The 25,542-nt window shown below is 67.1% G+C and carries 26 protein-coding genes; 9 read left to right on the top strand and 17 right to left on the bottom strand.

Annotated features, from left to right (window positions below):
• Positions 1-22: 22 nt before the first annotated feature.
• The 5 genes from upp to P73_RS04475 are packed head-to-tail and all read right to left on the bottom strand — an operon-like array spanning position 23 to position 4,546.
• On the bottom strand, positions 23-655 hold the full coding sequence (gene upp, locus P73_RS04495) for a uracil phosphoribosyltransferase (RefSeq protein ID WP_043868647.1): 633 nt from the start codon (positions 653-655) through the stop codon (positions 23-25).
• A complete protein-coding gene (locus P73_RS04490; protein WP_043871383.1) occupies positions 648-1,604 on the bottom strand; it encodes an adenosine deaminase in 957 nt (318 codons plus the stop codon). Before P73_RS04490 ends, upp begins: the two co-directional genes overlap by 8 nt.
• Positions 1,605-1,636: 32 nt before the next feature.
• On the bottom strand, positions 1,637-2,848 hold the full coding sequence (locus tag P73_RS26390) for a phosphopentomutase (RefSeq protein ID WP_043868646.1): 1,212 nt from the start codon (positions 2,846-2,848) through the stop codon (positions 1,637-1,639).
• The gene (locus P73_RS04480) at positions 2,845-4,155 is read right to left on the bottom strand and encodes a thymidine phosphorylase (RefSeq protein ID WP_043868645.1); all 1,311 of its coding nucleotides are present in this window, start codon (positions 4,153-4,155) and stop codon (positions 2,845-2,847) included. Before P73_RS04480 ends, P73_RS26390 begins: the two co-directional genes overlap by 4 nt.
• Before the next feature lie 4 nt (positions 4,156-4,159).
• The gene (locus P73_RS04475; protein WP_043868644.1) at positions 4,160-4,546 is read right to left on the bottom strand and encodes a cytidine deaminase; all 387 of its coding nucleotides are present in this window, start codon (positions 4,544-4,546) and stop codon (positions 4,160-4,162) included.
• A gap of 307 nt (positions 4,547-4,853) precedes the next feature.
• On the opposite strand from P73_RS04475, the gene P73_RS04470 reads away from it, so the two are divergent.
• The 4 genes from P73_RS04470 (at position 4,854) to P73_RS04455 (ending at position 12,395) form a co-directional block, all read left to right on the top strand.
• On the top strand, positions 4,854-7,136 hold the full coding sequence (locus P73_RS04470) for an NADP-dependent malic enzyme (protein WP_043868643.1): 2,283 nt from the start codon (positions 4,854-4,856) through the stop codon (positions 7,134-7,136).
• A 317-nt stretch (positions 7,137-7,453) separates the two neighbouring features.
• On the top strand, positions 7,454-9,346 hold the full coding sequence (locus tag P73_RS04465; RefSeq protein ID WP_043868642.1) for an AMP-binding protein: 1,893 nt from the start codon (positions 7,454-7,456) through the stop codon (positions 9,344-9,346).
• A 144-nt stretch (positions 9,347-9,490) separates the two neighbouring features.
• On the top strand, positions 9,491-11,032 hold the full coding sequence (locus P73_RS04460) for a hybrid sensor histidine kinase/response regulator (protein ID WP_082033116.1): 1,542 nt from the start codon (positions 9,491-9,493) through the stop codon (positions 11,030-11,032).
• On the top strand, positions 11,022-12,395 hold the full coding sequence (locus P73_RS04455; RefSeq protein ID WP_052453039.1) for a sigma-54-dependent transcriptional regulator: 1,374 nt from the start codon (positions 11,022-11,024) through the stop codon (positions 12,393-12,395). The genes P73_RS04460 and P73_RS04455 overlap by 11 nt, the downstream gene beginning before the upstream one ends.
• Here P73_RS04455 and P73_RS04450 read toward each other — a convergent pair.
• Entirely contained in the window at positions 12,392-13,150 is a 759-nt protein-coding gene (locus P73_RS04450; RefSeq protein WP_043868639.1) for an NAD kinase, read from the bottom strand. The two genes, P73_RS04455 and P73_RS04450, sit on opposite strands and share 4 nt — an antisense overlap.
• Positions 13,151-13,430: 280 nt before the next feature.
• On the opposite strand from P73_RS04450, the gene glyA reads away from it, so the two are divergent.
• Positions 13,431-14,726: a serine hydroxymethyltransferase gene (gene glyA, locus P73_RS04445; protein ID WP_043868638.1), complete on the top strand. Its 1,296-nt coding sequence runs from the start codon at positions 13,431-13,433 to the stop codon at positions 14,724-14,726.
• Between the two features lie 45 nt (positions 14,727-14,771).
• On the opposite strand, the gene P73_RS04440 is transcribed toward glyA, so the two are convergent.
• The gene (locus tag P73_RS04440) at positions 14,772-15,143 is read right to left on the bottom strand and encodes a hypothetical protein (protein ID WP_052453038.1); all 372 of its coding nucleotides are present in this window, start codon (positions 15,141-15,143) and stop codon (positions 14,772-14,774) included.
• A 52-nt stretch (positions 15,144-15,195) separates the two neighbouring features.
• Here P73_RS04440 and P73_RS04435 point away from each other — a divergent pair, with 52 nt between their 5' ends.
• Positions 15,196-15,978 (top strand): alpha/beta fold hydrolase, encoded by a 783-nt coding sequence (locus P73_RS04435; RefSeq protein WP_043868637.1) that lies wholly within the window; start codon positions 15,196-15,198, stop codon positions 15,976-15,978.
• Positions 15,979-16,005: 27 nt separating this feature from the next.
• Here P73_RS04435 and P73_RS25900 read toward each other — a convergent pair whose 3' ends face one another.
• Positions 16,006-16,182 carry a hypothetical protein gene (locus P73_RS25900; RefSeq protein WP_158401911.1) on the bottom strand — a complete coding sequence of 59 codons (177 nt, stop codon included), beginning with the start codon at positions 16,180-16,182 and terminating at the stop codon, positions 16,006-16,008.
• A gap of 180 nt (positions 16,183-16,362) precedes the next feature.
• Between P73_RS25900 and P73_RS24745 the strand changes: the two genes are divergently transcribed.
• Complete coding sequence (locus P73_RS24745) at positions 16,363-16,500, top strand: entericidin A/B family lipoprotein (RefSeq protein ID WP_074743224.1); 138 nt, start codon at positions 16,363-16,365, stop codon at positions 16,498-16,500.
• Positions 16,501-16,590: 90 nt separating this feature from the next.
• Here P73_RS24745 and P73_RS04430 read toward each other — a convergent pair whose 3' ends face one another.
• The 3 genes from P73_RS04430 to dgt form a co-directional block, all read right to left on the bottom strand.
• On the bottom strand, positions 16,591-16,818 hold the full coding sequence (locus tag P73_RS04430) for a hypothetical protein (RefSeq protein ID WP_043868636.1): 228 nt from the start codon (positions 16,816-16,818) through the stop codon (positions 16,591-16,593).
• Between the two features lie 120 nt (positions 16,819-16,938).
• Positions 16,939-18,738 carry a translation elongation factor 4 gene (lepA, locus tag P73_RS04425; RefSeq protein WP_043868635.1) on the bottom strand — a complete coding sequence of 600 codons (1,800 nt, stop codon included), beginning with the start codon at positions 18,736-18,738 and terminating at the stop codon, positions 16,939-16,941.
• A 106-nt stretch (positions 18,739-18,844) separates the two neighbouring features.
• Positions 18,845-20,215 (bottom strand): dGTP triphosphohydrolase, encoded by a 1,371-nt coding sequence (gene dgt, locus P73_RS04420; RefSeq protein ID WP_245629231.1) that lies wholly within the window; start codon positions 20,213-20,215, stop codon positions 18,845-18,847.
• A gap of 247 nt (positions 20,216-20,462) precedes the next feature.
• Here dgt and P73_RS04415 point away from each other — a divergent pair, with 247 nt between their 5' ends.
• Positions 20,463-20,780, top strand: coding sequence for a hypothetical protein (locus P73_RS04415; RefSeq protein WP_043868633.1), 318 nt, complete (start codon positions 20,463-20,465; stop codon positions 20,778-20,780).
• Positions 20,781-20,796: 16 nt separating this feature from the next.
• Here P73_RS04415 and P73_RS04410 read toward each other — a convergent pair whose 3' ends face one another.
• Complete coding sequence (locus tag P73_RS04410) at positions 20,797-21,252, bottom strand: low molecular weight protein-tyrosine-phosphatase (protein ID WP_043868632.1); 456 nt, start codon at positions 21,250-21,252, stop codon at positions 20,797-20,799.
• 83 nt (positions 21,253-21,335) lie between these two features.
• Here P73_RS04410 and P73_RS04405 point away from each other — a divergent pair, with 83 nt between their 5' ends.
• Complete coding sequence (locus P73_RS04405; protein ID WP_043868631.1) at positions 21,336-22,025, top strand: NAD-dependent deacylase; 690 nt, start codon at positions 21,336-21,338, stop codon at positions 22,023-22,025.
• A 225-nt stretch (positions 22,026-22,250) separates the two neighbouring features.
• Here P73_RS04405 and P73_RS04400 read toward each other — a convergent pair whose 3' ends face one another.
• From P73_RS04400 to meaB, 5 genes are all read right to left on the bottom strand, one after another.
• Positions 22,251-22,802 (bottom strand): 2OG-Fe(II) oxygenase, encoded by a 552-nt coding sequence (locus P73_RS04400; protein WP_043868630.1) that lies wholly within the window; start codon positions 22,800-22,802, stop codon positions 22,251-22,253.
• 147 nt (positions 22,803-22,949) lie between these two features.
• Positions 22,950-23,417, bottom strand: a complete 468-nt coding sequence (locus P73_RS04395; protein ID WP_043868629.1) for a copper chaperone PCu(A)C — start codon at positions 23,415-23,417, stop codon at positions 22,950-22,952.
• Positions 23,418-23,457: 40 nt separating this feature from the next.
• Entirely contained in the window at positions 23,458-23,805 is a 348-nt protein-coding gene (locus tag P73_RS24270) for a hypothetical protein (RefSeq protein ID WP_052453037.1), read from the bottom strand.
• 122 nt (positions 23,806-23,927) lie between these two features.
• Positions 23,928-24,218, bottom strand: a complete 291-nt coding sequence (gene rpmB, locus P73_RS04385) for a 50S ribosomal protein L28 (protein ID WP_043868628.1) — start codon at positions 24,216-24,218, stop codon at positions 23,928-23,930.
• Between the two features lie 305 nt (positions 24,219-24,523).
• Positions 24,524-25,507 carry a methylmalonyl Co-A mutase-associated GTPase MeaB gene (gene meaB / locus P73_RS04380; RefSeq protein WP_043868627.1) on the bottom strand — a complete coding sequence of 328 codons (984 nt, stop codon included), beginning with the start codon at positions 25,505-25,507 and terminating at the stop codon, positions 24,524-24,526.
• Positions 25,508-25,542: the final 35 nt, after the last annotated feature.

Below are 25,542 nucleotides of genomic sequence, written 5' to 3'. Positions count from 1 at the left end.
TCGCTGTTAAGAGAAAAATCCGTTATTTTGTGCCGAACAGGCGGTCACCCGCATCCCCTAGCCCCGGAACAATATATCCATGCTCGTTGAGCTTTTCGTCTACTGCTGCTGTGACGATCGGGACGTCGGGATGGGCTTCGGCCATGCGTTTCACCCCTTCGGGAGCGGCCAGGAGACAGAGAAAGCGGATATTCTTCGCCCCGGCCTGCTTGAGCCTGTCAAGCGCCGCGACGGAAGAATTGCCGGTGGCGAGCATCGGATCGACCGCGATCACCAGCCGGTCGCCGAGGTCCTCGGGCACCTTGAAATAATATTCGACCGGCTCGAGCGTCTTCTCGTCGCGATAGAGCCCGACGAAACCGACGCGGGCCGAGGGCACGAGTTCGAGAATGCCGTCGAGCAACCCGTTGCCGGCGCGCAGGATGGAGATCAGCGCGAGTTTCTTGCCGTCGAGCGTCGGCGCCTGCATGGTCTGGATCGGCGTCTCGACGGTCTTTTCCGTCATGTCGAGTTCGCGGGTGATCTCATAGGCGAGCAGCAGCGAAATCTCCCGCAGGAGCTGGCGGAAGACCGCGGTGGAGGTCTCCTTGTCGCGCATGATGGTCAGTTTGTGCTGCACCAGCGGATGAGTCACAACGGTGAGGTGGTCAAGCATCGTCTCGCTCCAGTTTCTTGGCGACGGCCTCGCGGGTCGCATCGTCACAAAAGGCCGCCTCCAGCGCGGTCTCGTTGAGGGCGTCGAAATCCCCGGCCTCCCAGCCGAAGACCTCCGACAGGTCGTTGAATTCCCGGCGCATCGTGCTGTGGAAGAAGGGCGGGTCGTCGGTCGAGACCGTGACCTTCACCCCGCGCCGGCGCAGATCGGCAATCGGATGCCGCGCCAGCGACCGGCAGACCCCCAGCGCCACGTTCGAACCGGGACAGACCTCGAGCACGATCCCCGCCTCCGCGATCTCCTCGACGAGCGCCGGATCCTCGATCGCCCGCACACCGTGGCCGATCCGCGCGACGCGCAGGTCGCGGATCGCCTCGCGCACGCTCTCCGGCCCGCCCCATTCGCCCGCGTGGCTGGTGAGCCGGAGCCCCGCCTCCCGCGCCATGTCGAAGGCATAGGCGAAATCGCCCTGCCGCCCCATCGCCTCGTCCCCGCCCATGCCGAAGCCGGTCACGAACCGCCCCGCCGTTTCCTGCGCGCAGCGCGCCGTCCGCTTCGCCTGTTCCGGGCCGAAGTGGCGCACCGCGGTCGGGATCGCGCGCATCACGATCCCCGCCTCGCGCTCCATCTCCGCGGCCGCCTGTTCGATCGCGCCCAGATAGTCGCGCCACGCCGTAACGTCTCCTCCCCCGCAGAAATCGGGGGCGAGGAAGCTCTCCGTGTAGACGACGTTCGAGGCCGCGCTTTCCTCCAGCACGGCGCGGGTCAGGCGGTAATAATCCTGCGGCGTCTGCAAGACCTGCGTCGCCGCCTCGTAGACCCTCAGGAAATCGCGGAAATCGCGGTACCTGTAGGATCCGTCCCCGGCGAAGATGCCGGAAATGTCGATCTTCTTCTCCTGCGCCAGTCCACGGGCAAAGGCGGGCGGCATCGCGCCCTCGATATGCATGTGAAGCTCGATCTTCGGCAGGTCCGCAACGCTCACAGGAAGGACCTCCCCGGCCCGTGGCTCTCGATACCGAGATGGTCGGCGAGCGAGGCGGCGACATCCGCGAAGGCCACCCGCCCCAACGGCTTCAGCCCCCGCCCATATCCCAGAACCGGCACCATTTCGCGCGTGTGATCCGTCCCGCTCCATGTCGGATCGTTGCCGTGGTCCGCGGTGAAGATCAGCAGATCCCCCTCCCGCGCCCGCGCATAGAGCCGGCCGATCTGGGCGTCGAACCATTCGAGGTGGCGCGCATAGCCGGACACGTCCCGGCGGTGGCCATAGAGACTGTCGAACTCCACGAAATTGGCGAAGGTGAAGGAGCCGTCCGGCGCCGTCTCCATCAGGTCGCAGAGGTGGTCGAAGAGCACCGCGTCCGTGCCCTTGCGCACCTCGTCTATGCCCTGCATCGAAAAGATGTCCCCGATCTTGCCAACGGCATGAACCCTGCGCCCCGCCGCCTTCGCCCAGTCGCAGATCGTCGGCGCCGGGGGGGCGATGGCATAGTCATGGCGGTTGCCGGTGCGGGTGAAGCCTGCCTCCGGCGTCCCCACGAAGGGCCGGGCGATGACGCGGCCGACCTTCATCGCGTGCAGCGTGGGCGCGAGATCCTCGCAGAGCTTCAGAAGCCGGTCGAGCCCGAAATGCGCCTCATGCGCGGCGATCTGGAACACGCTGTCGGCGGAGGTGTAACAGATCGGCCAGCCGGACCTGATGTGCTCCGCCCCGAACCGTTCGATGATCTCCGTTCCCGAGGCATGGCAATTCGCGAGCGTGCCCCCCGCGCCGCAGAGCTCGGCGGCGCGCGCCATCAGGTCTTTCGGGAAAGCGGGCTGCTCGTTCGGGAAATAATGCCAGTCCCAGGGCACCGGAACGCCCGCAAGCTCCCAATGGCCCGAAGGCGTGTCCTTTCCTGGCGAGATCTCCGCCGCGACGCCGTAGATCCCTTCCGGCGCCGCCTCGAGCCCCGGTGCGGGGTCGGAGCTTGCATGCGCCATCGCCGCCCCGAGCCCCAGCGCATCGAGATGCGGCAGGCGCAGCGGGCCCGTGCGCCCCTTCTCGGCGCGCCCCTCCGCACAGGCCTGGGCGATATGGGCGATGGTGTTCGCCCCCGTATCCGGCCTGCCGTCGTTGAAAAACGCATCCGCATCCGGCGCCCCGCCGAGGCCCACGGAATCCATGACGATCAGAAATGCGCGGCTCATGCCCCAATCCTTTCGTAGATCAGCGGCGGTTCGTCGGGCGCCGCCTCCGCCAGCCGGATCGCGGCGCGCAGCTCCGCCTCCGCCCTGTCGGCCGCCTCTGTCGTGCGCGCATGGATCGTCGCGATCAGGCTGTCCTCGGCCAGCCATTCGCCGATCTCGCAGCAATTCGACACGCCCACGGCGGCGTCGATCTTCTCCCCGCCCCGGCGCCGCCCGCCGCCCAGATGCACCACCGCCATGCCGAGCGCGTGGCCGTCCATCTGCGCGACATATCCCGCCTCACGCGCGGTGACATCGCGCACCACCGGCGCCGAGGGCAGACGGTCGCGCCAGTTGTCCACGAAATCCGCCGGACCGCCCAGTTCCGCGACCATCCGGCCGAACCGCTCCGCCGCATGCCCGTCGCCCAGCGCCTCACGCAGGGCCCATGTCGCCTGGTCGACATCCTCCGCCATGCCGGACAGCACCATGAGCTCGCCGCCCAGCGCGCAGGTCACGTCGCAGAGGCGGTTGTCGATCTCCCCTGTCGTCAGCGCCTCCATCACCGCCATGACCTCAAGCGCATTGCCCATCGCCGGGCAAAGCGGTCCGTTCATGTCGGTGACGAGCGCCGAGGCCCTGCATCCCGCCCCGGTCGCCGTCCGCACGAGGCTCTGCGCAAGGGCCGCGGCCTCTTCGCGCGTGGTCATGAAGGCCCCGGAGCCGCACTTGACGTCCAGCACGAGCGCCTCCAAACCGGCGGCAAGCTTCTTCGACAGGATCGACGCGGTGATGAGGTCGATGCTCTCCACCGTGCCCGTCACGTCGCGGATCGCATAGAGGCGCTTGTCGGCGGGCGCGATCGCGCCGGTGGCCGAGACGATGGCACAGCCGACCTGCTCGACGATCTCGCGAAAGCGCGCCTCGCCGACCTCGGTCTTCAGTCCGGGAATGGATTCGAGCTTGTCAAGCGTGCCGCCGGTGTGACCGAGGCCCCGCCCGGACACCATCGGAACATAGCAGCCCAGCGCGGCCAGGGCCGGCGCGAGCAGGAGCGAGACACAGTCGCCCACACCGCCGGTCGAATGCTTGTCGATCGCCGGCGCCGGCAGGTCCCAGCGCATCACCTCCCCGCTGTCGCGCATGGCGAGGGTGAAGGCGACCCGCTCCTCGTCGGCCATGCCGTTCAGCAGCGCGGCCATGGCAAAGGCACCGGCCTGCGCGTCCGTGACCTCGCCCGAGGCGAGCCCGCGCGCGAACCAGCCAAGCGCCTCCGCGCCGAGCGGTCGCCGGTCCCTCACTCCTTCGATGACGTCGCGGGCATCCATCCGCTCATCCCATGTGATCGGTGGTGAAGGCACCGGGCAGAAGCTCGGCCACCGTCATCGTCCGCGTGTCGCCCGTGCGCGAAACCATCGTCACGCACACGTCGGGACCGGCGAATTCCCGGATCTTCTGGCGGCATCCCCCGCAGGGCGGCACCGGCGCGTCGCTGTCGCCGATCACCACCACCTCCGCGATCTCCCTGTCGCCGCCGAGCACCATGGCGGCGATCGCCCCGGCCTCGGCACAGGTGCCTTCGGGATAGGCGACATTCTCGACATTCACGCCGGTATAGACATGCCCGCTCTTCGCGCGGATCGCGGCGCCGACCCGGAAATTGGAATAGGGCGCATAGGCCCTGGCCTGGGCCGCCTTCGCATCGTCGATCAGCGACATCTTTCCCCCGAACCTGTTGGAGCCGGAATTCGACTGTTCAGTCAAAACTGCGCGCGCGCCGCGAAAGATGCAAGCGCGTTGCTCCCGCTCCGGGCCGCTCGCGGAGCTTTCCGCCGCGGCACTGGCGCAACCCGGCAAAAAAGCGCAGTCTTTCACCGTCATCGCATTTGTTTGACGCGCGGAGCGCAAAGAGCGCTTGCCTGAAACCCTGCGGCAGGCGTAGAGGCAAGGGCAGGCAGGGCCGCGAAGACTATAGTTTAGCCCTAAACAATATCGCGGACGCACGGATCGAAGAGGGACGGAACGCATGGCAGAAGATATCCGCAACGACAGCCTGAGGAAAGCGGCGCTCGATTATCACGAGTTCCCGAAACCGGGCAAACTCGAGATCCGCGCCACCAAGCCGATGGCGAACGGCCGCGACCTCGCCCGCGCCTACAGCCCCGGCGTCGCCGAGGCCTGCCTCGAGATCCGCGACGACCCGGCCACCGCCGCCCGCTACACCGCCCGCGGCAATCTCGTCGCCGTCGTCTCCAACGGCACAGCCGTGCTCGGGCTCGGCAATATCGGCGCGGCGGCCTCGAAACCGGTGATGGAGGGCAAGGCCGTCCTCTTCAAGAAATTCGCGAATATCGACTGTTTCGACATCGAGGTGAACGAAAGCGACCCGGAGAAGCTTGCCGACATCGTCTGCGCGCTCGAACCGACCTTCGGCGCGATCAACCTCGAGGACATCAAGGCGCCGGACTGCTTCATCGTCGAACAGATCTGCCGCGCGCGGATGAACATTCCCGTCTTCCACGACGACCAGCACGGCACCGCCATCGTCGTGGGCGCCGCGGCGCTGAACGCGATGCGGGTCACCGGCAAGCGGTTCGAGGAGATCAAGCTCGTCTCCACCGGCGGCGGGGCGGCGGGGATCGCCTGTCTCAACATGCTGCTGAAACTCGGGGTGAAGCGGGAAAACGTCTGGCTCTGCGACATTCACGGGCTGGTGCATGAGGGCCGCGCGGAGGACATGACGCCGCAAAAGGCGGCCTTCGCGCAAAAGACCGACCTGCGCACGCTCGAGGAGGCGATCGAGGGCGCGGACATGTTCCTCGGCCTCTCCGGCCCCGGTGTGCTCCGGCCCGAGATGGTGAAGAAGATGGCGAAACAGCCGGTCATCTTTGCCCTCGCCAACCCGACGCCGGAGATCATGCCCGACGAGGTGAAGGCGGTCGCCCCCGATGCGATCATCGCCACGGGCCGGTCGGATTATCCCAACCAGGTCAACAACGTGCTCTGCTTCCCCTTCATCTTCCGCGGCGCGCTCGACGTTGGCGCGACGGAGATCAACGACGCGATGCAGATCGGCTGCATCGAGGGCATCGCCGCGCTCGCCCGTGCCACCACCGCCGCCGAAGTGGCCGCCGCCTATCAGGACGAGCGCATGGATTTCGGCCCCGACTACCTGATCCCGAAACCCTTCGACCCGCGCCTCATGGGGGTCGTCGCCTCCGCGGTGGCGAAGGCCGCGACGGAAAGCGGCGTGGCGACAAAGCCGCTGCCGGACGCGAAAGCCTACAAGGACAGCCTCGACCAGTCCGTGTTCAAGTCCGCGCTCATCATGCGCCCGGTCTTTGCCGCGGCGAGCCAGGCGGAGCGCCGCATCGCCTTTGCCGAGGGCGAGGACGAGCGCGTGCTGCGCGCGGCACAGGGCATGATCGAGGAAACCACCGACAAGCCGATCCTGATCGGCCGCCCCGAGGTGATCGCGATGCGTGCGGAACGCGCCGGCGTGAAAATCCGCCCCGGCGCCGATTTCGAGGTGGTGAACCCGGAAAACGACAGCCGCTATCGGCAATACTGGCAGGCCTATTACAGCCTGATGGCGCGCAAGGGGATCACCCCCGACCTCGCCAAGGCGATCCTGCGCACCAACACCACGGCGATCGGCGCGATCATGGTGCATCAGGACCATGCCGACAGCATGATCTGCGGCACCTTCGGGCAATATCTGTGGCATCTCAACTACGTGACCCAGATCCTCGGCACGCGGGAGCACCAGCCGATCGGCGCGCTGTCGCTGATGATCCTCGAGGACGGGCCGCTCTTCGTCGCCGACACCCATGTCCATACCGAGCCGACGCCGGAACAGATCGCGGAGACGGTCGTCGCCACGGCACGCCATGTGCGCCGCTTCGGCGTCGTGCCCAATATCGCGCTCTGTTCGCATTCCGAATTCGGCAACCTGAACTGCATGACCGGCCGCAACATGCGCGCCGCGCTGGAGATCCTCGACAGCCAGCCGCGCGATTTCGCCTATGAGGGCGAGATGCACATCGACAGTGCCCTCACCCCCGACCTGCGCGCGCGCAACTTCCCGCATTCCCGCCTCGAGGGCCCGGCCAACGCGCTGGTCTTCGCGATTGCCGATGCCGCCTCCGGCGTGCGCAACATCCTGAAGACGAAGGGCGGCGGGCTCGAGGTCGGTCCGATCCTCATGGGCATGGCCAACCGCGCGCATATCGTCACCCCCTCGATCACCTCGCGCGGGCTGTTGAACATGTCCGCCATCGCCGGCACGCCGGTCGCGCATTACGGCTGAACGCGGGCGCCTCCGGGCGCCCGTTTCCTGCCATCTCCTCCCACACGCCCCCTGCGCCCTTCCGCGCCACCGGCCCCCCGGTCGGCGGCGCAAAGATGTTTGCAACAAGCCCCGTCATCGGGAATGTTTGCAAATTACTTATTCAGGGGTGTTTGCGAAATTTATGTAAACATTCGCATCTCTCTCTGATAACAACGCTGCCGAAGCCCGCCCGGCCCGCCTTTCCGGCGGCAGTGACATTCCACCGCAGACGACCCGCCTTGCGGGGAATCACTGACAGGGACCATCACGAGGTGTCAGTGAGGAGGATGCAGCGAGTGACTTACCAGGACGTTTATGAAGGCTGGAAAGCCGATCCGGACAAATTCTGGATGGAGGCCGCGGAAGAGGTTCATTGGTATCGGAAACCGTCGAAAGCCCTGTTCGACGACAAGGCCCCGATCTACGAGTGGTTTTCCGACGGGCTGACCAACACCTGCTACAACGCGGTGGACCGTCATGTCGAAGCCGGGCGTGGCGACGAACTGGCGATCATGCACGAAAGCCCGATCACCCACGCGACCAAGGGCATCACCTACCGGGAACTTCAGACCCGCGTCGCCTCGCTCGCCGGCGCGCTCAAGATGCGCGGCGTGGAAAAGGGCGACCGCGTCATCATCTACATGCCGATGATCCCCGAGGCGCTCGAGGCCATGCTCGCCTGCGCCCGGATCGGCGCGATCCACTCGGTCGTCTTCGGTGGCTTCGCGGCTCATGAACTCGCGGTGCGCATCGACGACTGCACCCCGAAGGCGATCATCGCCGCCTCAAGCGGCCTCGAACCGAACCGCGTGGTGCATTACAAGCCGCTCCTCGATCAGGCCATCGAGATGGCCGGACACAAGCCCGAATTCTGCGTGATCTTCCAGCGCGAACAGGAGGTGGCGAAACTCATCGAGGGTCGCGACTTCAACTGGCACGGCTTCCAGTACGGCGTGAAACCCGCCGATTGCGTTCCGGTAGAGGGCAATCATCCGGCCTATATCCTCTACACCTCCGGCACGACGGGCCAGCCCAAGGGCGTGGTGCGGGCGACGGGCGGTCACCTCGTGGCGCTCAACTGGACGATGAAGAACATCTACAACATCGAGCCGGGCGACCGGTTCTGGGCGGCCTCGGACGTGGGCTGGGTCGTCGGCCACAGCTATATCTGCTACGCCCCGCTCATCAAGGGCGCGCAGACCATCGTCTTCGAGGGCAAGCCGGTGGGCACGCCCCATGCCGGCGTCTTCTGGCGGATCATCCAGAACCACCGCGTCAAATCCTTCTTCACCGCCCCCACCGCCCTGCGCGCGATCAAGCGGGAGGATCCGAAGGGCGAATGGATCAAGCGCTACAGGCTGCACGATCTCCAGGCGCTCTTCCTCGCCGGCGAACGCGCCGATCCCGACACGATCAAATGGGCGCAGCAACACCTCAACGTGCCGGTGATCGACCACTGGTGGCAGACGGAAACCGGCTGGGCCATCGCCGCCAACCCCATCGGGATCGAGGAACTTCCGGTGAAGATCGGCTCCCCCTCCGTCGCCATGCCGGGGTACGAGATCGACATCCTCGACGAGGCGGGTCATCCCGTGGAAAACGGCGAACTCGGCGCGATCGCGATCAGGCTGCCGCTGCCGCCGGGCACGCTTCAGGGCCTCTGGAATGCCGAGGCCAGGTTCCGCAAGTCCTATCTCGACACCTTCCCCGGCTATTACGAGACGGGCGATGCGGGGATCAAGGACGAGGACGGATATTTCTACATCATGGCCCGCACCGACGACGTGATCAACGTGGCCGGCCACCGGCTGTCCACCGGCGCGATGGAAGAGGTGCTCGCCGCCCATCCCGACGTCGCCGAATGCGCCGTGATCGGTGTCGCCGACGAGCTCAAGGGCCAGATGCCGCTCGGCTTCCTGTGCCTCAACAAGGGCTGCGACCGCGACCATGCCGAGATCGTGAGCGAAGTCGTGCGCGACGTGCGCAACGAGATCGGGCCGGTCGCGGCCTTCAAGCTCGCCTGCGTGGTCGACCGCCTGCCAAAGACCCGCTCGGGCAAGATCCTGCGCGGCACGATGGTGAAGATCGCCGACGGCCAGCCGTTCAAGTTGCCCGCGACGATCGACGATCCGGCCATCCTCGACGAGATCCGGGCCGCGCTCCAGGGGCTCGGCTACGCGAAAGAATGAATTTTATTCAAAAAAGCACTATCCGAAACCTCGCGGTTGGTTAAAAAATTAAGCGTGGGGTTTCGGAGGGGGGACGCGGCCCCGCAGGGGTCGCGTTTCCGCCCGGAGCATCATGTATCGGGCGCATACAGGGGCAAATCGCGCATGGGTAAAGCAGGGGCTCGCAGCCACCAGTCGCTTCTGATCGAAGACGCAGGTCGAATATCCCTTCTGTCCCACGACATCCGCAGCGTCTTCGCCGAATTGCAAAGCGGCCTGACGACCCTCGACCAGTCGGCGATGCCGCTGCCCGTGCGGATGGACGTGTCACGGCTCATCCATGCCGGGGCGCATCTCGGCCGCCTGCTCAACGAGGTGTCGCAGCTCGTCTTCGACGACCACCTGCAACTCGCCGCGCCGAGGACCGTCGCCAATCCCCGCCGCACCCTGACCGGCCTCGTGCAGCGGTGGAAGCGGATCACGGCACAGCTCGGCTCGACCCTGCGGCTCGAGGGCGAGGAGACCCTTCCCGAGGCGGCGGAGCTCGATGTGCTCGCCCTCGAGCGGGTGCTCTCCAACCTCGTGTCCAACGCGCTGTTCCACGCCGGCCCCGGCGAGATCCTCATCCGGATCGACCGGCAATGCCGCAACCGCGAGGAGGAGATGGTGTTCCGGATCCGCGATTCCGGTCCGGGCTATCCGGCCCATGTCCTCCGGGAGGATCGCGAGAACAGCCCCATTCCCATCGGCTCGGGCGAGCCCGGCTCCGGCTTCGGGCTGCGGGTGGCGCAGGACGCGGTGATGCGCCTCGGCGGGACGCTGCTCCTGCACAACCCGCCCGAGGGCGGGGCGGAGGCCCGGCTGAGCCTGCCGCTCAAGCGCAGCCCCGCGTCCCGGCGGCTCGACCGGCTGCCGCGCGGCCATCGCGCGCTCCTCGTCGAGGACAGCCCCGCCCTGCGCTTCGAACTGCGCCACGACCTCGAGACCCTGGGGCTCGAGGTGATCGAGGCGGGCGACGGCTCCGTCGCGCTCGACATCCTCTCCGCCGCGGATGCCGACATCGACATCCTCTTTCTCGACATCGAACTTCCGCTGATGTCGGGAATGCAGCTCATCTCGACGCTGAAGCGGCTCGGCCGTCCCCTGCCGCCGATCATCGCCGTGACCTCGCATGTCTTCGCCCCCAGCATCGCCGCGATCCGCGCCCTCGGCGTCCATGACATCCTGAGCAAGCCCTATCCCCCGCTCGAGCGCATCGACCGCACCGTCCGCGCCGCGCTCGGCCTCGACCATGCCGCGCCCCCGGCCCACGCAGCCGATCCCGTCCCGCCGCAGGGCCTCGAGGCCCTGATGCGCAAGCTGCCGCCCGATTTCACACGCGATTTCCTGTCGCGGCTCCACCAAGATTTCGACCGGTATCTCGGCCAGATCGGCGACATGCTCGATCACGAGCCGACACCGCAGAGCCGCGCCCGGCTCCGTCATGCCGCCCATGCGCTCGCTGGCCTGTTCGCCACGGCCTATGCGCGCGCCCCGCAGGAGCGGGCCGCACGGCTGTCGGAGCAGGCCGATCAATTGCCCGCGGAAGAGATGATTGCGCTGCTGCGCCGACTCCGCCAAGATGTTTCAGATATTCAAATCTCGATAATTAAACTTTTGGACAGTGAGATTACCCCAAATGTCGCAAAGACAGATTTTGATCGTTGATGATGTCGATACGCATCGGAGCCTTTTCACCGCGACGCTTCAGGCGGGAGGATATTCGGTGCTCGCGGCGCGCTCGCGGGAAGAGGGCCGGACCCTCGCCGAATCCCACAGACCGGCGATCGCGCTCATCGACATCGTCCTGCCGGATGGCGACGGCATAGAACTGATCCGCCAGATCAGGGATCACGATCCCGCAGTCAAGCCGATCGCCGTCACCGCCTTTGCCTCCGTCGACCGCGCGGTCGCGGCGATGCGCGGCGGCGCGGTCGATTTCCTCGTCAAGCCAGTCGAACCGGACCAGCTGCTCTCCACCGTCGCCAATGCGCTCTCCGGGCACGGCGTCAGCGAGACCGCCGCTCCTCCCGCCCGGCCGACGATCCACGGCTTCGACGGGCATGCGAGCGCGTCACGGATCATACGGGACATCTGCGCCACGCTCTCCTCCGTCGCGGGCTCCGCCGCGCCGGTCTTCATCACCGGCGAAAGCGGCACCGGAAAGGCCAAGTCCGCCGGGGCGATCCACGCGCAATCCGGCTTCCGCGACGGGCCCTTCGTCACCTTCGACTGTTCGACGGCCGCGCCCGACACGATCGAGACCGAGCTGATGGGCGCGATCGGCGGCCAGGGCGGACAGGATGGGGTCGGCGCCGTGGAACGCGCCAATGGCGGCACGCTCCTGCTCGACGAGATCTGCGCGCTCTCGCCGCCGATGCAGGCGCGCCTGCTGCACCTCATCCAGTCGGGAACGGTCACGCCCGTCGGCGCGGTCACCGGCCGGCCCGTGGATTTCCGCCTGATCTGCACCAGCACCGTCAATCCCCGCGAGATGGTCGAGGCGAAACAGTTCCGGCCGGACCTGTTCTACCGGCTCAACGTGCTGCCGATCCACCTGCCGCCGCTGCGCGAACGGGGGCTCGACGTGATCGAGATCGCGGAGATCGAGCTCGACCGGCTCTGCGCGCAGGAGGGACGCCAGTTCCGGACGCTGTCGGCAGAGGTGAAGGCGGCCTTCCTCGACTACCGCTGGCCGGGCAACCTGCGCGAGCTGATGAACGTCCTGTGGAACATCGTCCTGCTGCACGACGGCCCGGTCGTCGAACTCCCCGACCTGCCGCTCTACCTGCGGGACAACATGTCCGGCGGTGCGGTCCCCGCATCCGCCGTGACGGAGCGCGACCAGGATCCTTTCGCGGGGCGCACGCTCGCCGCGATCGAACGCGCCGCGATCGAGGCGGCGATCGACCGGGCCAAGGGATCCATCCCCACCGCGGCCTGCGCGCTCGGCGTCTCGCCCTCCACGCTCTATCGCAAGCTCGAGAGCTGGGGACAGCCGGTGCGCAGCTCCCGCAATCCTCACCGCTAGACGAATTGCTCGCGCAGGAGCCGCTCCTCGAGACCGTGACCGGGATCGAACAGGATGCGATGCTTCACCTTCGGCTCGGAGGCGATCTCGACCCAGAGCACGTTCCCGGCGTGGCGGCTGTCGGCATCCGCCATGACCGGCCTCTTCGCCGGTTCGAGCACCTCGAACCGCACCTTCGCGCTTTTCGGCAGGAGCGCCCCGCGCCAGCGGCGGGGGCGAAAGGCGGCCATGGCGGTCAGCGCCAGGACGTCGGAGCCGATGGGAAGGATCGGCCCGCGCGCCGAGTAGTTATAGGCCGTCGATCCCGCCGGCGTCGCCACGAGGACGCCGTCGCAGACAAGCTCCTCCATCCGCACCTTGCCGTCGACCGAGACGCGCAGCTTCGCCGCCTGCGGGCCGGCGCGCAGCAGCGACACCTCGTTGATCGCAAGCGCGCGCTGCATCTGCCCGTCGACGCCTTCGGCCACCATCGAGAGCGGGTTGATCACCTCCTCCTCGGCGGCGCGCAGCCGTTCGACCAGCGCCTCCTCGTGAAAGGCGTTCATGAGAAAGCCGACCGTGCCGCAGTTCATGCCGTAGACCGGGGTATCGAGATGCATCGTGCCGTGCAGCGTCTGGAGCATGAACCCGTCGCCGCCGAGCGCCACGATCACCTCCGCCTCCTCGAGCGGCACATGCGCATAGCGCGCGTTCAGGCGTTCGAGGGCGCGTTGCGCGATCTGCGCGTCGCTCGCGGTGAAGGCGATCCTGACCATGTCCGATCCTGCTCGTTCTCTGCCGTCCTCTGCGGACCGTTCCTCCGTTATCAAAGCCTCGGGGCGATTTCACGCGTTTTCGCACAGCCCCTCCCCGTGGCGCGGAAACGCCCGCCGCGGCACCCATCGCGCCGCCATGGCGCGGATCGGAAACCGCGGTCCCCGCAGGAAACGGCGCCCGCGGCGTTTCAACATCATTATGCGACGGATAAGGGTTTTCCAAATGTGACGGAATGGCTAAGACACGCGCGACACTCCCATGGCTGCCAAGGAGCAAAGCATGACCGCCAATGTCCGCGATTCCGGGTTCTTCACCGAAGCCCTCGCCGAGCGCGATCCAGAGCTGTTTTCGTCGATCACCCAGGAGCTTGGCCGTCAGCGCCACGAGATCGAGCTGATCGCCTCGGAAAACATCGTCTCCGCCGCCGTGATGGAGGCGCAGGGCTCGGTTCTGACCAACAAATATGCCGAGGGCTATCCGGGACGCCGCTACTACGGCGGCTGCCAGTTCGTCGACATCACCGAAAACCTCGCCCGCGACCGCGCGAAGGAGCTGTTCGGCTGCAAATACGCGAATGTCCAGCCGAATTCCGGCTCGCAGGCCAACCAGGGCGTGTTCAATGCGCTGCTGCAACCCGGCGACACGATCCTCGGCATGAACCTCGCCTCCGGCGGCCACCTCACCCACGGCGCGCATGTCAACCAGTCCGGCAAATGGTTCAACGCCGTGCAATACGGCGTGCGCCAGCAGGACCAGCGCATCGACTACGACGCGGTGGCCGAGCTTGCGCGCGAGCACAAGCCGAAACTCATCATCGCCGGCGGCTCCGCCATCCCGCGCCAGATCGACTTTGCGAAATTCCGCGAGATTGCCGACAGCGTCGGCGCCTGGCTGATGGTGGACATGGCGCATTTCGCCGGGCTCGTCGCGGGCGGTGCGCATCCCTCGCCCTTCCCCCATGCCGACGTGGTCACCACCACCACCCACAAGACCCTGCGCGGCCCGCGCGGCGGCATGATCCTCACCAACGACGCCGAGATCGCGAAGAAGGTGAATTCCGCCATCTTCCCCGGCATCCAGGGCGGTCCGCTCATGCATGTGATCGCCGCCAAGGCGGTGGCCTTCGGCGAGGCGCTGCGCCCGGAATTCAAATCCTATGCCGCCCAGGTGGTGAAGAACGCCCAGGCGCTCTCCGACCAGCTCATGAAGGGCGGGCTCGACATCGTCACCGGCGGCACGGATACCCATGTCCTGCTCGTCGACCTGCGCCCCAAGGGCGTGAAGGGCAACGACACCGAGAAGGCGCTCGAGCGTGCGCATATCACCTGCAACAAGAACGGCATTCCCTTCGACCCGGAGCCGCCGATGGTCACCTCGGGCGTCCGCCTCGGCACGCCGGCCGGCACGACGCGCGGCTTCGGTGAGGCGGAATTCCGCCAGATCGCGGACTGGATCGTCGAAGTGGTCGACGGGCTCGCCGCGCATGGCGCCGACGGCAACGACGCGGTCGAGGCAAAGGTGAAGGCGGAGGTCGAGGCGCTGTGCGGCAAATTCCCGCTCTACCCCACCCTCTGAGACGCGGCGCGCGTCACGCGAAGGGGCCTCCGGGCCCCTTTTTCGTCAGACGAGACCCCGCCAGACCAGCACCGTCAACACCAGCGCCCCGGTCACGAAAAGCGCGAAGGCGATGCCGGTGATGATGTCGAGAACCCGGTTGCGCACGCGCAGGCGCGGATTCTGCCGCATCAGGAAATACCGAAGGTTCTTCAAAGCCTTGTCGACCCTTGCCCGGTCGATCTGTTGTGCGAGCTTCGGATGGGTTTCCATGCCGAGGGCTTCGGCGATCACGCGCCCGTCGCGCCGCGCCCAGCGCGGCAGGCGGCGCCCGGCCTTCGCGAGCCTCGCTTCGAACCCGTCCCCGAGCTTCACACCGAGACGGTCGCGCATCAGCGCGTTCAGTTCCTCTGCCCTGTGCGAAATCGACGTTTCCATACGGCTGTTTTAGGGGCTTTGACCGGGCGGGCCAAGCGGCTATCTCTGACCCATGCTCAACACCGTGTTTATCGGTCAGCCCACCGACCGCCCGCCGCTCCTCATCGTCCATGGCCTGTTCGGGTCCGCCCGCAACTGGGGCGTGATCTCCAAACGCCTTTCCGATCAACGGCTTGTGGCCGCGGTCGACATGCGCAACCACGGCGAGAGCCCGCGCTTCCCGACCCAGAGCTATCCCGACATGGCGGGCGATCTGGCCGAGGTGCTGGAGCCGCTGGTGGCCGACCACGGCCCCTGTCACGTCATGGGGCATTCGATGGGCGGTAAGGCCGCGATGGTTCTTGCCCTCACCCGCCCGCAGCTCCTCAAGTCCCTGATCGTGGCGGATATTTCCCCCGTCAGCTACAGCCACGACAACACGCCGCTCATCCACGCGATGCGCGGGCTCAACCTGTCGAAGGTGGAGAAACGCTCGGATGCCGACCGGCAGCTCGCCCGTGAGGTGCTCGATGCCGGCGTGCGGGCGTTCCTGCTGCAAAGCCTTGTGGTAAAAGAGAAAAGATGGCTCCTCAACCTCGATGTGCTGGAGGCGGAGATGCCGAAGATCGTCGCCTTTCCCGAGGTCTCCGGCACGTTCGGGGGGCCGGCCTTCTTCCTGTCCGGGGGCGAGAGCACCTATGTCGAGCGCGACCACAGGGATCGCGCCAAAGCCCTGTTTCCGAAGGCGAAATTCGCCTCCATTCCCGGCGCGGGCCATTGGCTCCATGCCGAGAAGCCCCGCGAATTCGAGGCGGCCTGCCGGACCTGGATGGAGACGGTGGAGGCGGCGCGCTGAACCGGCGGGCTCCCCGCCCGCCCCGCCTCACACCTCCGGTTCCGAGGCGGCCCAAACCGCTGCAATGACAAGAAGAAATCCGATCCCCGTCGCGATCAGGAGCGGCTGGAGAATGGCCTTGCCCATGGCGAGCGCGGTCACCACGCCCACAGCCATCAGCACGCTCAAGGCCACTGCGAAAACCCGACTTGCGAACCGTCCCATGACGTCCTCCTCACATGCGTACACGCGCATGTGATCTTACCGGAGGCCGGACCGGCCGCCTTGATCGGCATCAAACGGGCTGTCGGACAAGCGGCGGACATCCGTCGGGCAGCCCGACCGGGGGAACCGCCTGCGCGGCCGGAGCGTTGAGCGAGCGAAGTTTGGAAAAAGGAGACTGATATGAAACGTGTTCTCGTGATCGGACTGATGCTTTTCGGCCTCGCCGCCTGTGAAACCGTCGAAGGCGCCGGTCAGGACATCTCGCATGCCGGCAGCGCCCTGTCGCAGGAAAGCCGCGAGGCGCAATCGGGCATGTGATCCCCCGCCCTCCGCCAACGCAAACGCCCGCCGGACCGGCGGGCGTTTCCTGTGCGGGCCTGCGCGGCGGGCGCGGTCGGCGGGAGGCGGTCAGAGGACCTTGCCCCCGGCGGGCCGATCCTTGCGCCAGTTCGGATCGTCGCGCCGGATCTTCTTGGCATTCCACATGGCGAGCGGAATACCGACGAGCCCGACGATGCCGGCGACCACGAAGGTCAGCCATGTCATGAAGCCGAGCGCGAGACCCACGATCACGATCGCCCCCGCGATGGACAGCACCCAGAGCGGGGTGAGAAAGGCCGTCAGTCGGTCGAACATGGTATGCTCCTTTCCGAAGGGGTTGGAAAGGAAACGCGGCAGGGGCGCGCGGAGTTCCGGTGCGGGCGCGTTTCCCACCGGCAAAACGCATCCGCCCGCGGCCACCCAGGCCGGGCAGCCTCAGCTGTCCATCTTCAGCGCGCTGATGAACGCTTCCTGCGGGATCTCGACCTTGCCGAACTGGCGCATCTTCTTCTTGCCGGCCTTCTGCTTTTCCAGAAGCTTCTTCTTCCGGGTCGCATCGCCGCCGTAGCATTTCGCGGTCACGTCCTTGCGCAGCGCCGAAAGCGTCTCGCGCGCGATGACCTTGCCGCCGATCGCCGCCTGGATCGGGATCTTGAACATGTGGCGGGGGATCAGCTCCTTGAGCTTTTCGCACATCGCCCGGCCGCGTTGCTCCGCCCGGTCGCGGTGGACCATCATCGACAGCGCGTCGACCGGCTCGTCGTTCACGAGGATCTGCATCTTCACGAGGTTGTCCTCGCGATATTCGGTGAACTGGTAGTCGAAGGAGGCATAGCCTTTCGTGACCGATTTGAGCCTGTCGTAGAAGTCGAACACGACCTCGTTGAGCGGCAGGTCATAGACCACCATCGCGCGCGGCCCAGCATAGGTCAGGTCGAGCTGGATGCCGCGGCGGTCCTGGCAGAGCTTGAGCACGTCGCCGAGATATTCGTCGGGCACGAGGATCGTCGCCTTGATCCGCGGCTCCTCGATATGGTCGACATAGGTCAGGTCCGGCATGTCGGCGGGGTTGTGCAGCTCCTGCATCGTCCCGTCCTTCATGTGGATGTGATAGACGACGGAGGGCGCGGTGGTGATCAGGTCGAGATCGTATTCGCGTTCCAGCCGGTCGCGGATCACCTCGAGGTGCAAGAGCCCGAGGAAGCCGCAGCGGAAGCCGAAGCCGAGCGCCGCCGATGTCTCCATCTCCGAGGAAAAGGAGGCGTCGTTGAGTTGCAGCTTCTCGATGGCGTCGCGCAGGTCGTCGAAATCGTTGGCATCGACCGGGAAGAGGCCGCAGAACACCACCGGGATCGAGGGCTTGAAGCCCGGAAGCGGCTTGTCGCAGGGCTTCTTCTCATGGGTGATCGTATCGCCCACCTTGGTGTCGCGCACCTGCTTGATCGAGGCGGTGAAGACGCCGATCTCGCCCGGCCCCAGTTCCGCGATATCGACCATCTGCGGCTTGAGGACCGAGAGCTTGTCGATCTTGTAGGTGGCGCCGGTCTGCATCATCTTGATCTGGTCGCCCTTCTTCACCACGCCGTCGATGACGCGGATCATCACGACGACGCCGAGATAGGGGTCATACCAGCTGTCGACGAGCATCGCCTTGAGCGGTGCCGCGGCGTCGCCGGTCGGCGCGGGAAGGCGATGGACGATGGCCTCCAGCACGTCGGGAATGCCGAGCCCGGTCTTGGCGGAGATCTCGACCGCCTCCGAGGCGTCGATGCCGATCACGTCCTCGATCTGTTCCTTGACCCGCTCCGGCTCGGCGGCGGGCAGGTCGATCTTGTTGAGCACGGGGACGATCTCGTGGTCGGCGTCGATGGCCTGATACACATTGGCGAGCGTCTGCGCCTCCACCCCCTGCGTGGCGTCGACGACGAGGAGCGAGCCTTCGACCGCCTGCATGGACCGCGACACCTCATAGGCAAAGTCGACATGGCCGGGCGTGTCGATCAGGTTGAGGATATAGGTCTGGCCGTCCTTCGCCGGGTATTCGATCCGCACGGAGTTGGCCTTGATCGTGATGCCGCGCTCGCGCTCGATGTCCATGGCGTCGAGGAGCTGCTGTTTCATGTCCCGCTCGGCCACGGTGCCGGTGAGCTGGATCAGCCGGTCGGCAAGGGTCGATTTCCCGTGGTCGATATGGGCCACGATGGAAAAGTTGCGGATGTTTTTCAGCTCGGTCATGGATGGCCTCAGCGCATGAGAATGAGCCTGTTTCTATGGGGGGAAACGGGCGAATTGGCAAGGGTGCTCATGCGTCGCGGAGCCTTCGCGCGCGGAGAAAGGCGCGTCAGCCCATCCGGCCGGAGAGCATGTCGGCAATGCGCACCGCATAGCGGTCCGTCATGCCGGAGACGTAATCGGCAAGGCTGTGAAGCGCGCTGTAATCGTCCCCGACATCGCGCAGGTCGACCTCCGCGGCGGCGGCGAGCTGGCGGTGGTAATCCGACAGGCGCGCGGCATCCCAGCCCTGCGCCTTGAGATCCTCGTAGACCGGCAGGACGCCCGAGAGCACGCGATGGAGGATGTTGCGCCCGGTGACCTCGAGCTGGGTCTTGCGCGGCGCGTTGAAGATCCGGCTCCGCGCGGTCGCCTCGATCTCCGCGAAGGCGGCGGCGACCTCCGACCGCGAGACGAGCGAGGCGGAGAAGCTGCCCGCCATGATCGAGTCGTAATTGGCGATGAAGGCGGCCACGGCGGCCCGGATGGAGGCGGAAATCGACCGCGCCCGGTAATAGGTGATCTCCTCATAGCCGGTCGCGGCGGAGACATCCCGGTTCGTCCCGCCGAACAGCGCGCCGAGCAGCGACTTGACCTGGTCCGCGCCGAGATCGCCGGCGACATAGGCATCCTCGAGATCGAGGATGTTGTAGCAGATGTCGTCCGCCGCCTCGACGAGGAAGACGAGCGGATGGCGCCGCCACCAGCGGCCGGAGGGATCTTCGACCGCCAGCAGGCCGCAGCGCGCCGCGACCTGCTCGAACAGCGGCATCTCCGCGCGGAAGATCCCGAATTTCGCCAGTCCCTTGTAGGGGCGCGTGCCGGCGTCCCGTGCCCTGTCGCGCGCCGCCCCGGCGGTCGCGGCAAGCGCCGGATATTTGGTGAAGGCGCCGAGCGTCGCATGGCTCAGGCGCATCCCGCCGTCGTTGCGATACATCTCGAGCCGGGTGATGAGGCGGAACCCCTGGGCGTTGCCCTCGAACCGCTCGAATTCGGCCCGGTCCGCCGGCGCGATCCCGGCGAAGATCCCGCGCCCCTCCGCAAAGCGGTCGGCAAACCACGCCCCGATCGCCGCCTCCCCGGAATGGCCGAAAGGCGGGTTGCCGATGTCATGCGCGGCACAGGCGGCCTGCACCACGCCGGAGACGACATGCTTCGCCCCCGGTTCGAGATGGCCCTCCTCCTCGAGCCACTGGCCCGCCTCGATGCCGAGCGAGCGGCCGACGGAATTCGTCTCGACCGAGTGGATCAGGCGGTTGTGGATATGGTCATGGGCAGAGAGCGGATGCACCTGCGTCTTGTTCGCGAGCCGGCGGAAGGGCGCGGAGAACACGATCCGGTCGTAATCCTGCGCATACATCGGACGGTTCGGCGCCGCGACGCGGTCCGCCTCCCCCAGAAGGGTCGTGTCCAGAAGCCTGTCCCAGCGCATCCGTGTCATCCCGTCTCCCCTCGCGCTCTGCCCGCCCGCGCCGGACAGTAGGCGGGACCGGGGGCGATGGCCAGAGCCGATGCGCCGATCACATTTTTCCCGCCGCCCGGATCCTCAATTGCCCGTGAGCCCGTCTTGAGGCATAGTTCACCTCGTCTTAACCATCCCCATGCAGCCTGCCGAGGCGACTCACCCGTCCCGAAGGCCCGACAAGAGGCCAGGCAGGCGCAGGATCTGGAAACGAGGTAGAGCAAGTATGAAGACCCCCGTCATGACCCTCGCCGCGCTGGCCACGGCGGCCGCCGCGACACTGTCTCCCCTGGCCGCGAGCGCCGGCGCGATCGAACGCGCCTGCCTGCAATCGGACCGCGCCGCCGGAAACCGCAGCCTCTGCGGCTGCATCCAGCAGGTCGCCGATGTGACGCTCTCGAACCGCGATCAGCGCCAGGCCGCGAAATTCTTCAAGAACCCGCAGAAGGCGCAGGACATCCGCCAGTCCGACAACCGCAGCCACGAGGAATTCTGGCGCCGCTACAAGGCCTTCGGCGACGCCGCCTCGAATTTCTGCGGCTGAGCGGAACGGACGGCGCTCAGGTCCGGCCGAGCTCCGCGACGAGCCCGTCCACGGCCCGCTCGATCAGGTCGAGCGCCTCGCCGAAATCGCGGGTGTAATAGGGATCCGGCACGGTGTTCGCCCCGGCCTGCGGCGCATAGCTCATCATCTGCCGCACCGGCGTCGCGCTGCCCGCGGGACGCAGGCGCTCGACATCGCGCTCGTTCGTCTTGTCCATCACCACGATCAGGTCGAAGGCGGCGAAATCGCGGGCGGTGAACTGCCGGGCGCGCAGGCCGGAAAGGTCGTAGCCGCGGGCGGCGGCGGCCCGGCTCATCGGCCCATAGGCCGGCTCGCCCACATGCCAGTCGCCGGTGCCGGCGCTGTCGATCCGCAGCGAAAGCCCCGCCGCCGGGGCCTTGGCGGCAAGCACCGCCTCCGCGGCGGGAGACCGGCAGATATTGCCGAGACAAACGAAAACGATCTTCTGCATCGGGGGCCTTCTCTCTGGCGCCAGCCTAGCCGCGTGCTATGGTCCCCCGCAAGACCGGCAGGGGCCAAGATCGGAGGGATGCGATGAGAGGCGGGATCTTCATACTGTCCGGCGCGGGGCTTTCGGCCGAAAGCGGGCTGAGGACCTTCCGCGCCGCGGACGGGCTCTGGGAAGATCACCGGGTGGAGGACGTCGCCACGCCCGAAGCCTTTGTCCGCGATCCCGCGCAGGTGCAGCGTTTCTACAACATGCGCCGCGCCCAGGCCGCGCTGGCGGAACCGAACGCCGCCCACCGCGCCCTCGCGCGGCTCCAGGCCGAACATGACCGGCCCGTCCATCTCGTCACGCAGAATGTCGACGACCTGCTCGAACGCGCCGGCGCGCGCGAGGTGATCCACATGCACGGCGCGCTCGCGGGCGCGCTCTGCGCCGCCTGCGGCAGCCGCTGGCCCGCCCCGGCGGCGATGGCGGTCGGCGACCCCTGCCCCTCCTGCGGCGCGGCGCGCACCCGGCCGGATATCGTCTGGTTCGGGGAAATCCCCTATCACATGGACCGGATCGAGGAGGCGCTGGAGGAAAGCGACCTCTTCGTCGCGGTCGGCACCTCCGGCACGGTCTACCCGGCGGCAGGCTTCGGCCGGATGGCGCGGGCGCTCGGCATCCGCACGCTGGAACTCAACCTCGAGGCCTCGGGCGCGCGGTTCGACGAGCAGCGCGAAGGGCCGGCGAGCGCGGTGGTCCCGGCCTGGGTGGCGGAGGTGCTGGGCGGCTGAGGGGCTTCGAGTATTTGGGCAGCAAAGGAGACCGCGCGGCGCGGTAACCCTTTGTCAGGACATTCCGGTATAGGCTCGGCAGGCGGTACAGGCGGGAGCGCCGATGACCGCCAGCGAAGGAGACGCCCCGGCCCGTGTGGCCGAAAACCCTTCCGGTGACGTCACTGCACCATGAACCGGCGGCCGGGGCGCAATCCGGTTTCCTTTGCTGAAAAAATACTCATCTCAGCGGAAGGCGGGCCCATGCACCCATGTGGAGAGGGAGAATCGCTCCCCGGCGGTGACCGGTGTCACGCGGTGGAGCACGAAGGAGGGAAAGAGCACGGCGGAACCGCGGGCGCGGTCGGCGGTGCGGATATGGCTGTCCGGCTGCAATTCGAGCGCGCCGCCCTCGTAGTCCGACGGGTCGGAGAGCTGCACGACCAGGGTGAGCTTGCGCCGGGAGGCGAGCGCGCCCTCGCCGATGTCGGAATGCCACGCGAAATGTCCCGCCCGTTCGGCGCCGTAGCGCGCGACCTGCGGGCTTTCGCCGAATTCGGTCAGGGCGAAATCGAAATGGCTGCGGTTAGCCTCCGCCACGAGGCGCATGATCCGCTCCATGATCCAGCCGCCGCCCTCGCGCTCGTCGAGCCAGGCGAGATCGGCGCGCCGCAGGCCGTGGTCGGAGCGGTTCTTCACGAGCCCGGCGTCGGCAAGCTCCTCTTGCCGGGCCAGGGCGACGATGGCATCGCATTCGGCGGGCGAAAACGCCGCCTCGAAGGCATGGACGCTCAGCATGAAACGGCTCTTCGGTTGTCATGGACCTGCCCGGCACGCGCAAAAACCGACGGGCCGGGTGCCGCTTCCTTTATCCGAATACGCGCCTCGCGCAAGAAAAAAGGCGCCCCCGGCGGGGACGCCCCGATGCGGTGGCGGATGCTTGCCTCAGTGGTCGTGATGCTGCGGCATCGCCTCCCCGGCGCCGCGCTCGAGGTCGACGGGGATCTCGACGGTGATGTCGCCCGCCGTCTCGAAGGTGAGGGTCACGGTGACGGTGTCGCCCTGTTCCAGGGGGCCGTCGAGCCCCATGAACATCACATGGTCGCCGCCGCGGGCGAGGGCATGGGTGCCGTGGGCCGGCACCTCGAATCCTTCGGGGACAGGCATCATCTTTACCACGCCGTCGCCCATGTCCTTGTGGGTGTGCAATTCCGTGACCCTGGCGACCTCGGAATGCGCGGCGACGAGCCGGTCCGGCGCATCCCCGTCGTTGCCGATGGTGAAGAAGGCGGCGCCGGTCTTGGCCATCGCCCCGGCGGAGCGGGCATAGGCGTCGGAAATGGTGATATCGGCCAGGGCGGGGGCCGCGAGGGCAAGCGCGGAGAGCCCCGCGAGAAGGGTGGTTTTCAGCATTGGATCATCCTTTGGTGTATCTGTGCAGTGAAGGAAGCGTTCACGCCGAAGGAGGATCGCGGGCCTGCGCGGCCGGCGCGCGCGCGGATCGGAAGACGGGCTGTTGCACCGGCGCGACGAAGCGGAGGAGCCCCTGGGCCGGCGGCGCGAGGACGAAGGCCACGCCCGTCCCCGCAAGGATCGAGAGCGCCGCCTCCGGGCAGATATGCCGCGGTCCCATCGGCCTGCCGCTCTCGTCGACATAGACCATGGTCGGGCCGCTGCCCGTGCACAGGATCATCGCCCCCGCGGGATCGCGCATCGTCCCGCGCGCCACGGCCATGGACTGCGACGTGACGATCAGGAGAAGGGCGACGAGGCCGGCATGTATCGGGGGCGAGCGGCGCATGCCGCGGAGAGTGCCGCCTGGCGCGTATCTTGGCAAGGGCGCGCGGCGAGGCTGCGGCAGAATGACAAGACCCCGCGAGGCGCGCCTCACGGGGTCTTGCGATGTCATCCGGTCCGAAAGGATCAGGCGGCGGCCGTCTGGGCCTTCGCGATCTCTTTCTTGATCTTCAGCGCGTTCGCGGAGAGTTCCTCGTCACGGGCCTTCGCGAGGAAGGCGTCGAGGCCGCCGCGGTGGTCGACGGAGCGCAGGGCCGCGGCGGAGATCCGCAGCTTGAAGGAGCGGCCGAGGGTATCCGAAATCAGCGTCACATCGTTGAGGTTCGGAAGGAAACGGCGGCGGGTTTTGTTGTTGGCGTGGCTGACATTGTTGCCAGTCATCGGGCCTTTACCGGTCAGTTCGCAACGACGCGACATGGGCTTTTCCTCGTTTCACTGGCGAAAGCGCCGAACGCCCCCGCGAATTCATGGACTCAGGTTTCCGTCTGGATCGGCGCTTCATATGGCGCGGGTGCCGGCCGGACGCAAGTCCGAAGTGACCCGTCAGACCCGAAAGAGGCCCGAATTCAACGGAGAAAGACACCACCCGAGAGCGGCGCCCGAAATTCAGTTCGCGGTGCATAGTGGATCGCGGGAGAATCGTCAAGCCCGGTCGCCCAATTGTCAGCTGACAATCGCGGCCTGTCGACGGGGCGCGTCCCGACCCATGCCGTCGCCGGCGTTCAGCCAGCGTCCTGCCTGAGCGCCCGGAGCACCTCGGCCGCCGCGTTGCCCGGCGTGCTCTCTCCCGCCGCGACCTTTGCGGCGAGCGTGCCGATGAGCGATTTGTAGGGCTCCCGTTCGAGCTGTCCCAGAAGCCCGTAGCGGATTTCCTGGCCGAACCAGTATTCCGCCTGCTCCGCCCGGCGCCGGTCGAAGAACCCGTTCTCGCGCCGCCAGGCGACGAGCGCCTGCATTTCCTGCCAGGCGGTCGCGAGACCCTTCTCCTCCAGCGCGGAGACGGTCATCGCCTTGGGGAAGCCTTCGGGATCCTGCGGCCGCTTGCGCAGGAGACGCAGCGCGCCGGCGTAATCGGCGCGGGTGCGCTGCGCCGCGGCCTTGAGATCGCCGTCGGCCTTGTTCACGAGGATGATGTCGGCCATTTCCATGATCCCGCGCTTCACGCCCTGCAACTCGTCGCCGCCCGCGGGCGCGAGCAGCAGCAGGAAGACGTCCGACATTTCGGCCACGACGGTCTCCGACTGGCCGACGCCCACCGTCTCGATCAGGATGAGATCGTATCCCGCCGCCTCGCAGAGCGCCACCGCCTCCCGCGTGCGCCGGGCGACGCCGCCGAGTTCGGAGCGCGAGGGCGAGGGCCGGATGAAGGCATTCTTTTCCCGCGACAGATACTCCATCCGGGTCTTGTCGCCCAGGATGGACCCGCCGGAGCGCGAGGAGGAGGGATCGACGGCGAGCACCGCCACCTTCAGCCCCTCGCGGATGAGCATCATGCCGAAACTTTCGATGAAGGTCGACTTGCCCACGCCGGGCGTTCCCGACAGCCCGAGGCGGAGGGCCTGGCGCCCCGATCTGCCGATCTCCTCCATGAGCGCGGTGGCCTGTTCGCGGTGGTCGGACCGGACGCTTTCCACAAGGGTGATCGCGCGGGCGAGCGCGCGGCGATTGCCGGCGATGACCTGCCGGGCAAGCTCCGTGATCTCCATGACGGGCCTCTCTGCTCATCTCGTCGGCCTCTGAC

The sequence above is a fragment of the Celeribacter indicus genome, from assembly GCF_000819565.1.
In the GTDB taxonomy this organism is placed as follows: Bacteria; Pseudomonadota; Alphaproteobacteria; order Rhodobacterales; family Rhodobacteraceae; genus Celeribacter; species Celeribacter indicus.
Note: the sequence above shows the minus strand (reverse complement) of the source record. Positions and strands in the feature narration are given on the sequence as shown.

Coding starts and splice junctions, on each gene's coding strand:
- upp (WP_043868647.1), bottom strand. CDS start 655: ATGCTTGACCACCTCACCGTTGTGACTCATCCGCTGGTGCAGCACAAA.
- P73_RS04490 (WP_043871383.1), bottom strand. CDS start 1,604: ATGCATATCGAGGGCGCGATGCCGCCCGCCTTTGCCCGTGGACTGGCG.
- P73_RS26390 (WP_043868646.1), bottom strand. CDS start 2,848: ATGAGCCGCGCATTTCTGATCGTCATGGATTCCGTGGGCCTCGGCGGG.
- P73_RS04480 (WP_043868645.1), bottom strand. CDS start 4,155: ATGGATGCCCGCGACGTCATCGAAGGAGTGAGGGACCGGCGACCGCTC.
- P73_RS04475 (WP_043868644.1), bottom strand. CDS start 4,546: ATGTCGCTGATCGACGATGCGAAGGCGGCCCAGGCCAGGGCCTATGCG.
- P73_RS04470 (WP_043868643.1), top strand. CDS start 4,854: ATGGCAGAAGATATCCGCAACGACAGCCTGAGGAAAGCGGCGCTCGAT.
- P73_RS04460 (WP_082033116.1), top strand. CDS start 9,491: ATGGGTAAAGCAGGGGCTCGCAGCCACCAGTCGCTTCTGATCGAAGAC.
- P73_RS04450 (WP_043868639.1), bottom strand. CDS start 13,150: ATGGTCAGGATCGCCTTCACCGCGAGCGACGCGCAGATCGCGCAACGC.
- glyA (WP_043868638.1), top strand. CDS start 13,431: ATGACCGCCAATGTCCGCGATTCCGGGTTCTTCACCGAAGCCCTCGCC.
- P73_RS04440 (WP_052453038.1), bottom strand. CDS start 15,143: ATGGAAACGTCGATTTCGCACAGGGCAGAGGAACTGAACGCGCTGATG.
- P73_RS04435 (WP_043868637.1), top strand. CDS start 15,196: ATGCTCAACACCGTGTTTATCGGTCAGCCCACCGACCGCCCGCCGCTC.
- P73_RS25900 (WP_158401911.1), bottom strand. CDS start 16,182: ATGGGACGGTTCGCAAGTCGGGTTTTCGCAGTGGCCTTGAGCGTGCTG.
- P73_RS24745 (WP_074743224.1), top strand. CDS start 16,363: ATGAAACGTGTTCTCGTGATCGGACTGATGCTTTTCGGCCTCGCCGCC.
- P73_RS04430 (WP_043868636.1), bottom strand. CDS start 16,818: ATGTTCGACCGACTGACGGCCTTTCTCACCCCGCTCTGGGTGCTGTCC.
- lepA (WP_043868635.1), bottom strand. CDS start 18,738: ATGACCGAGCTGAAAAACATCCGCAACTTTTCCATCGTGGCCCATATC.
- dgt (WP_245629231.1), bottom strand. CDS start 20,215: ATGACACGGATGCGCTGGGACAGGCTTCTGGACACGACCCTTCTGGGG.
- P73_RS04415 (WP_043868633.1), top strand. CDS start 20,463: ATGAAGACCCCCGTCATGACCCTCGCCGCGCTGGCCACGGCGGCCGCC.
- P73_RS04410 (WP_043868632.1), bottom strand. CDS start 21,252: ATGCAGAAGATCGTTTTCGTTTGTCTCGGCAATATCTGCCGGTCTCCC.
- P73_RS04405 (WP_043868631.1), top strand. CDS start 21,336: ATGAGAGGCGGGATCTTCATACTGTCCGGCGCGGGGCTTTCGGCCGAA.
- P73_RS04400 (WP_043868630.1), bottom strand. CDS start 22,802: ATGCTGAGCGTCCATGCCTTCGAGGCGGCGTTTTCGCCCGCCGAATGC.
- P73_RS04395 (WP_043868629.1), bottom strand. CDS start 23,417: ATGCTGAAAACCACCCTTCTCGCGGGGCTCTCCGCGCTTGCCCTCGCG.
- P73_RS24270 (WP_052453037.1), bottom strand. CDS start 23,805: ATGCGCCGCTCGCCCCCGATACATGCCGGCCTCGTCGCCCTTCTCCTG.
- rpmB (WP_043868628.1), bottom strand. CDS start 24,218: ATGTCGCGTCGTTGCGAACTGACCGGTAAAGGCCCGATGACTGGCAAC.
- meaB (WP_043868627.1), bottom strand. CDS start 25,507: ATGGAGATCACGGAGCTTGCCCGGCAGGTCATCGCCGGCAATCGCCGC.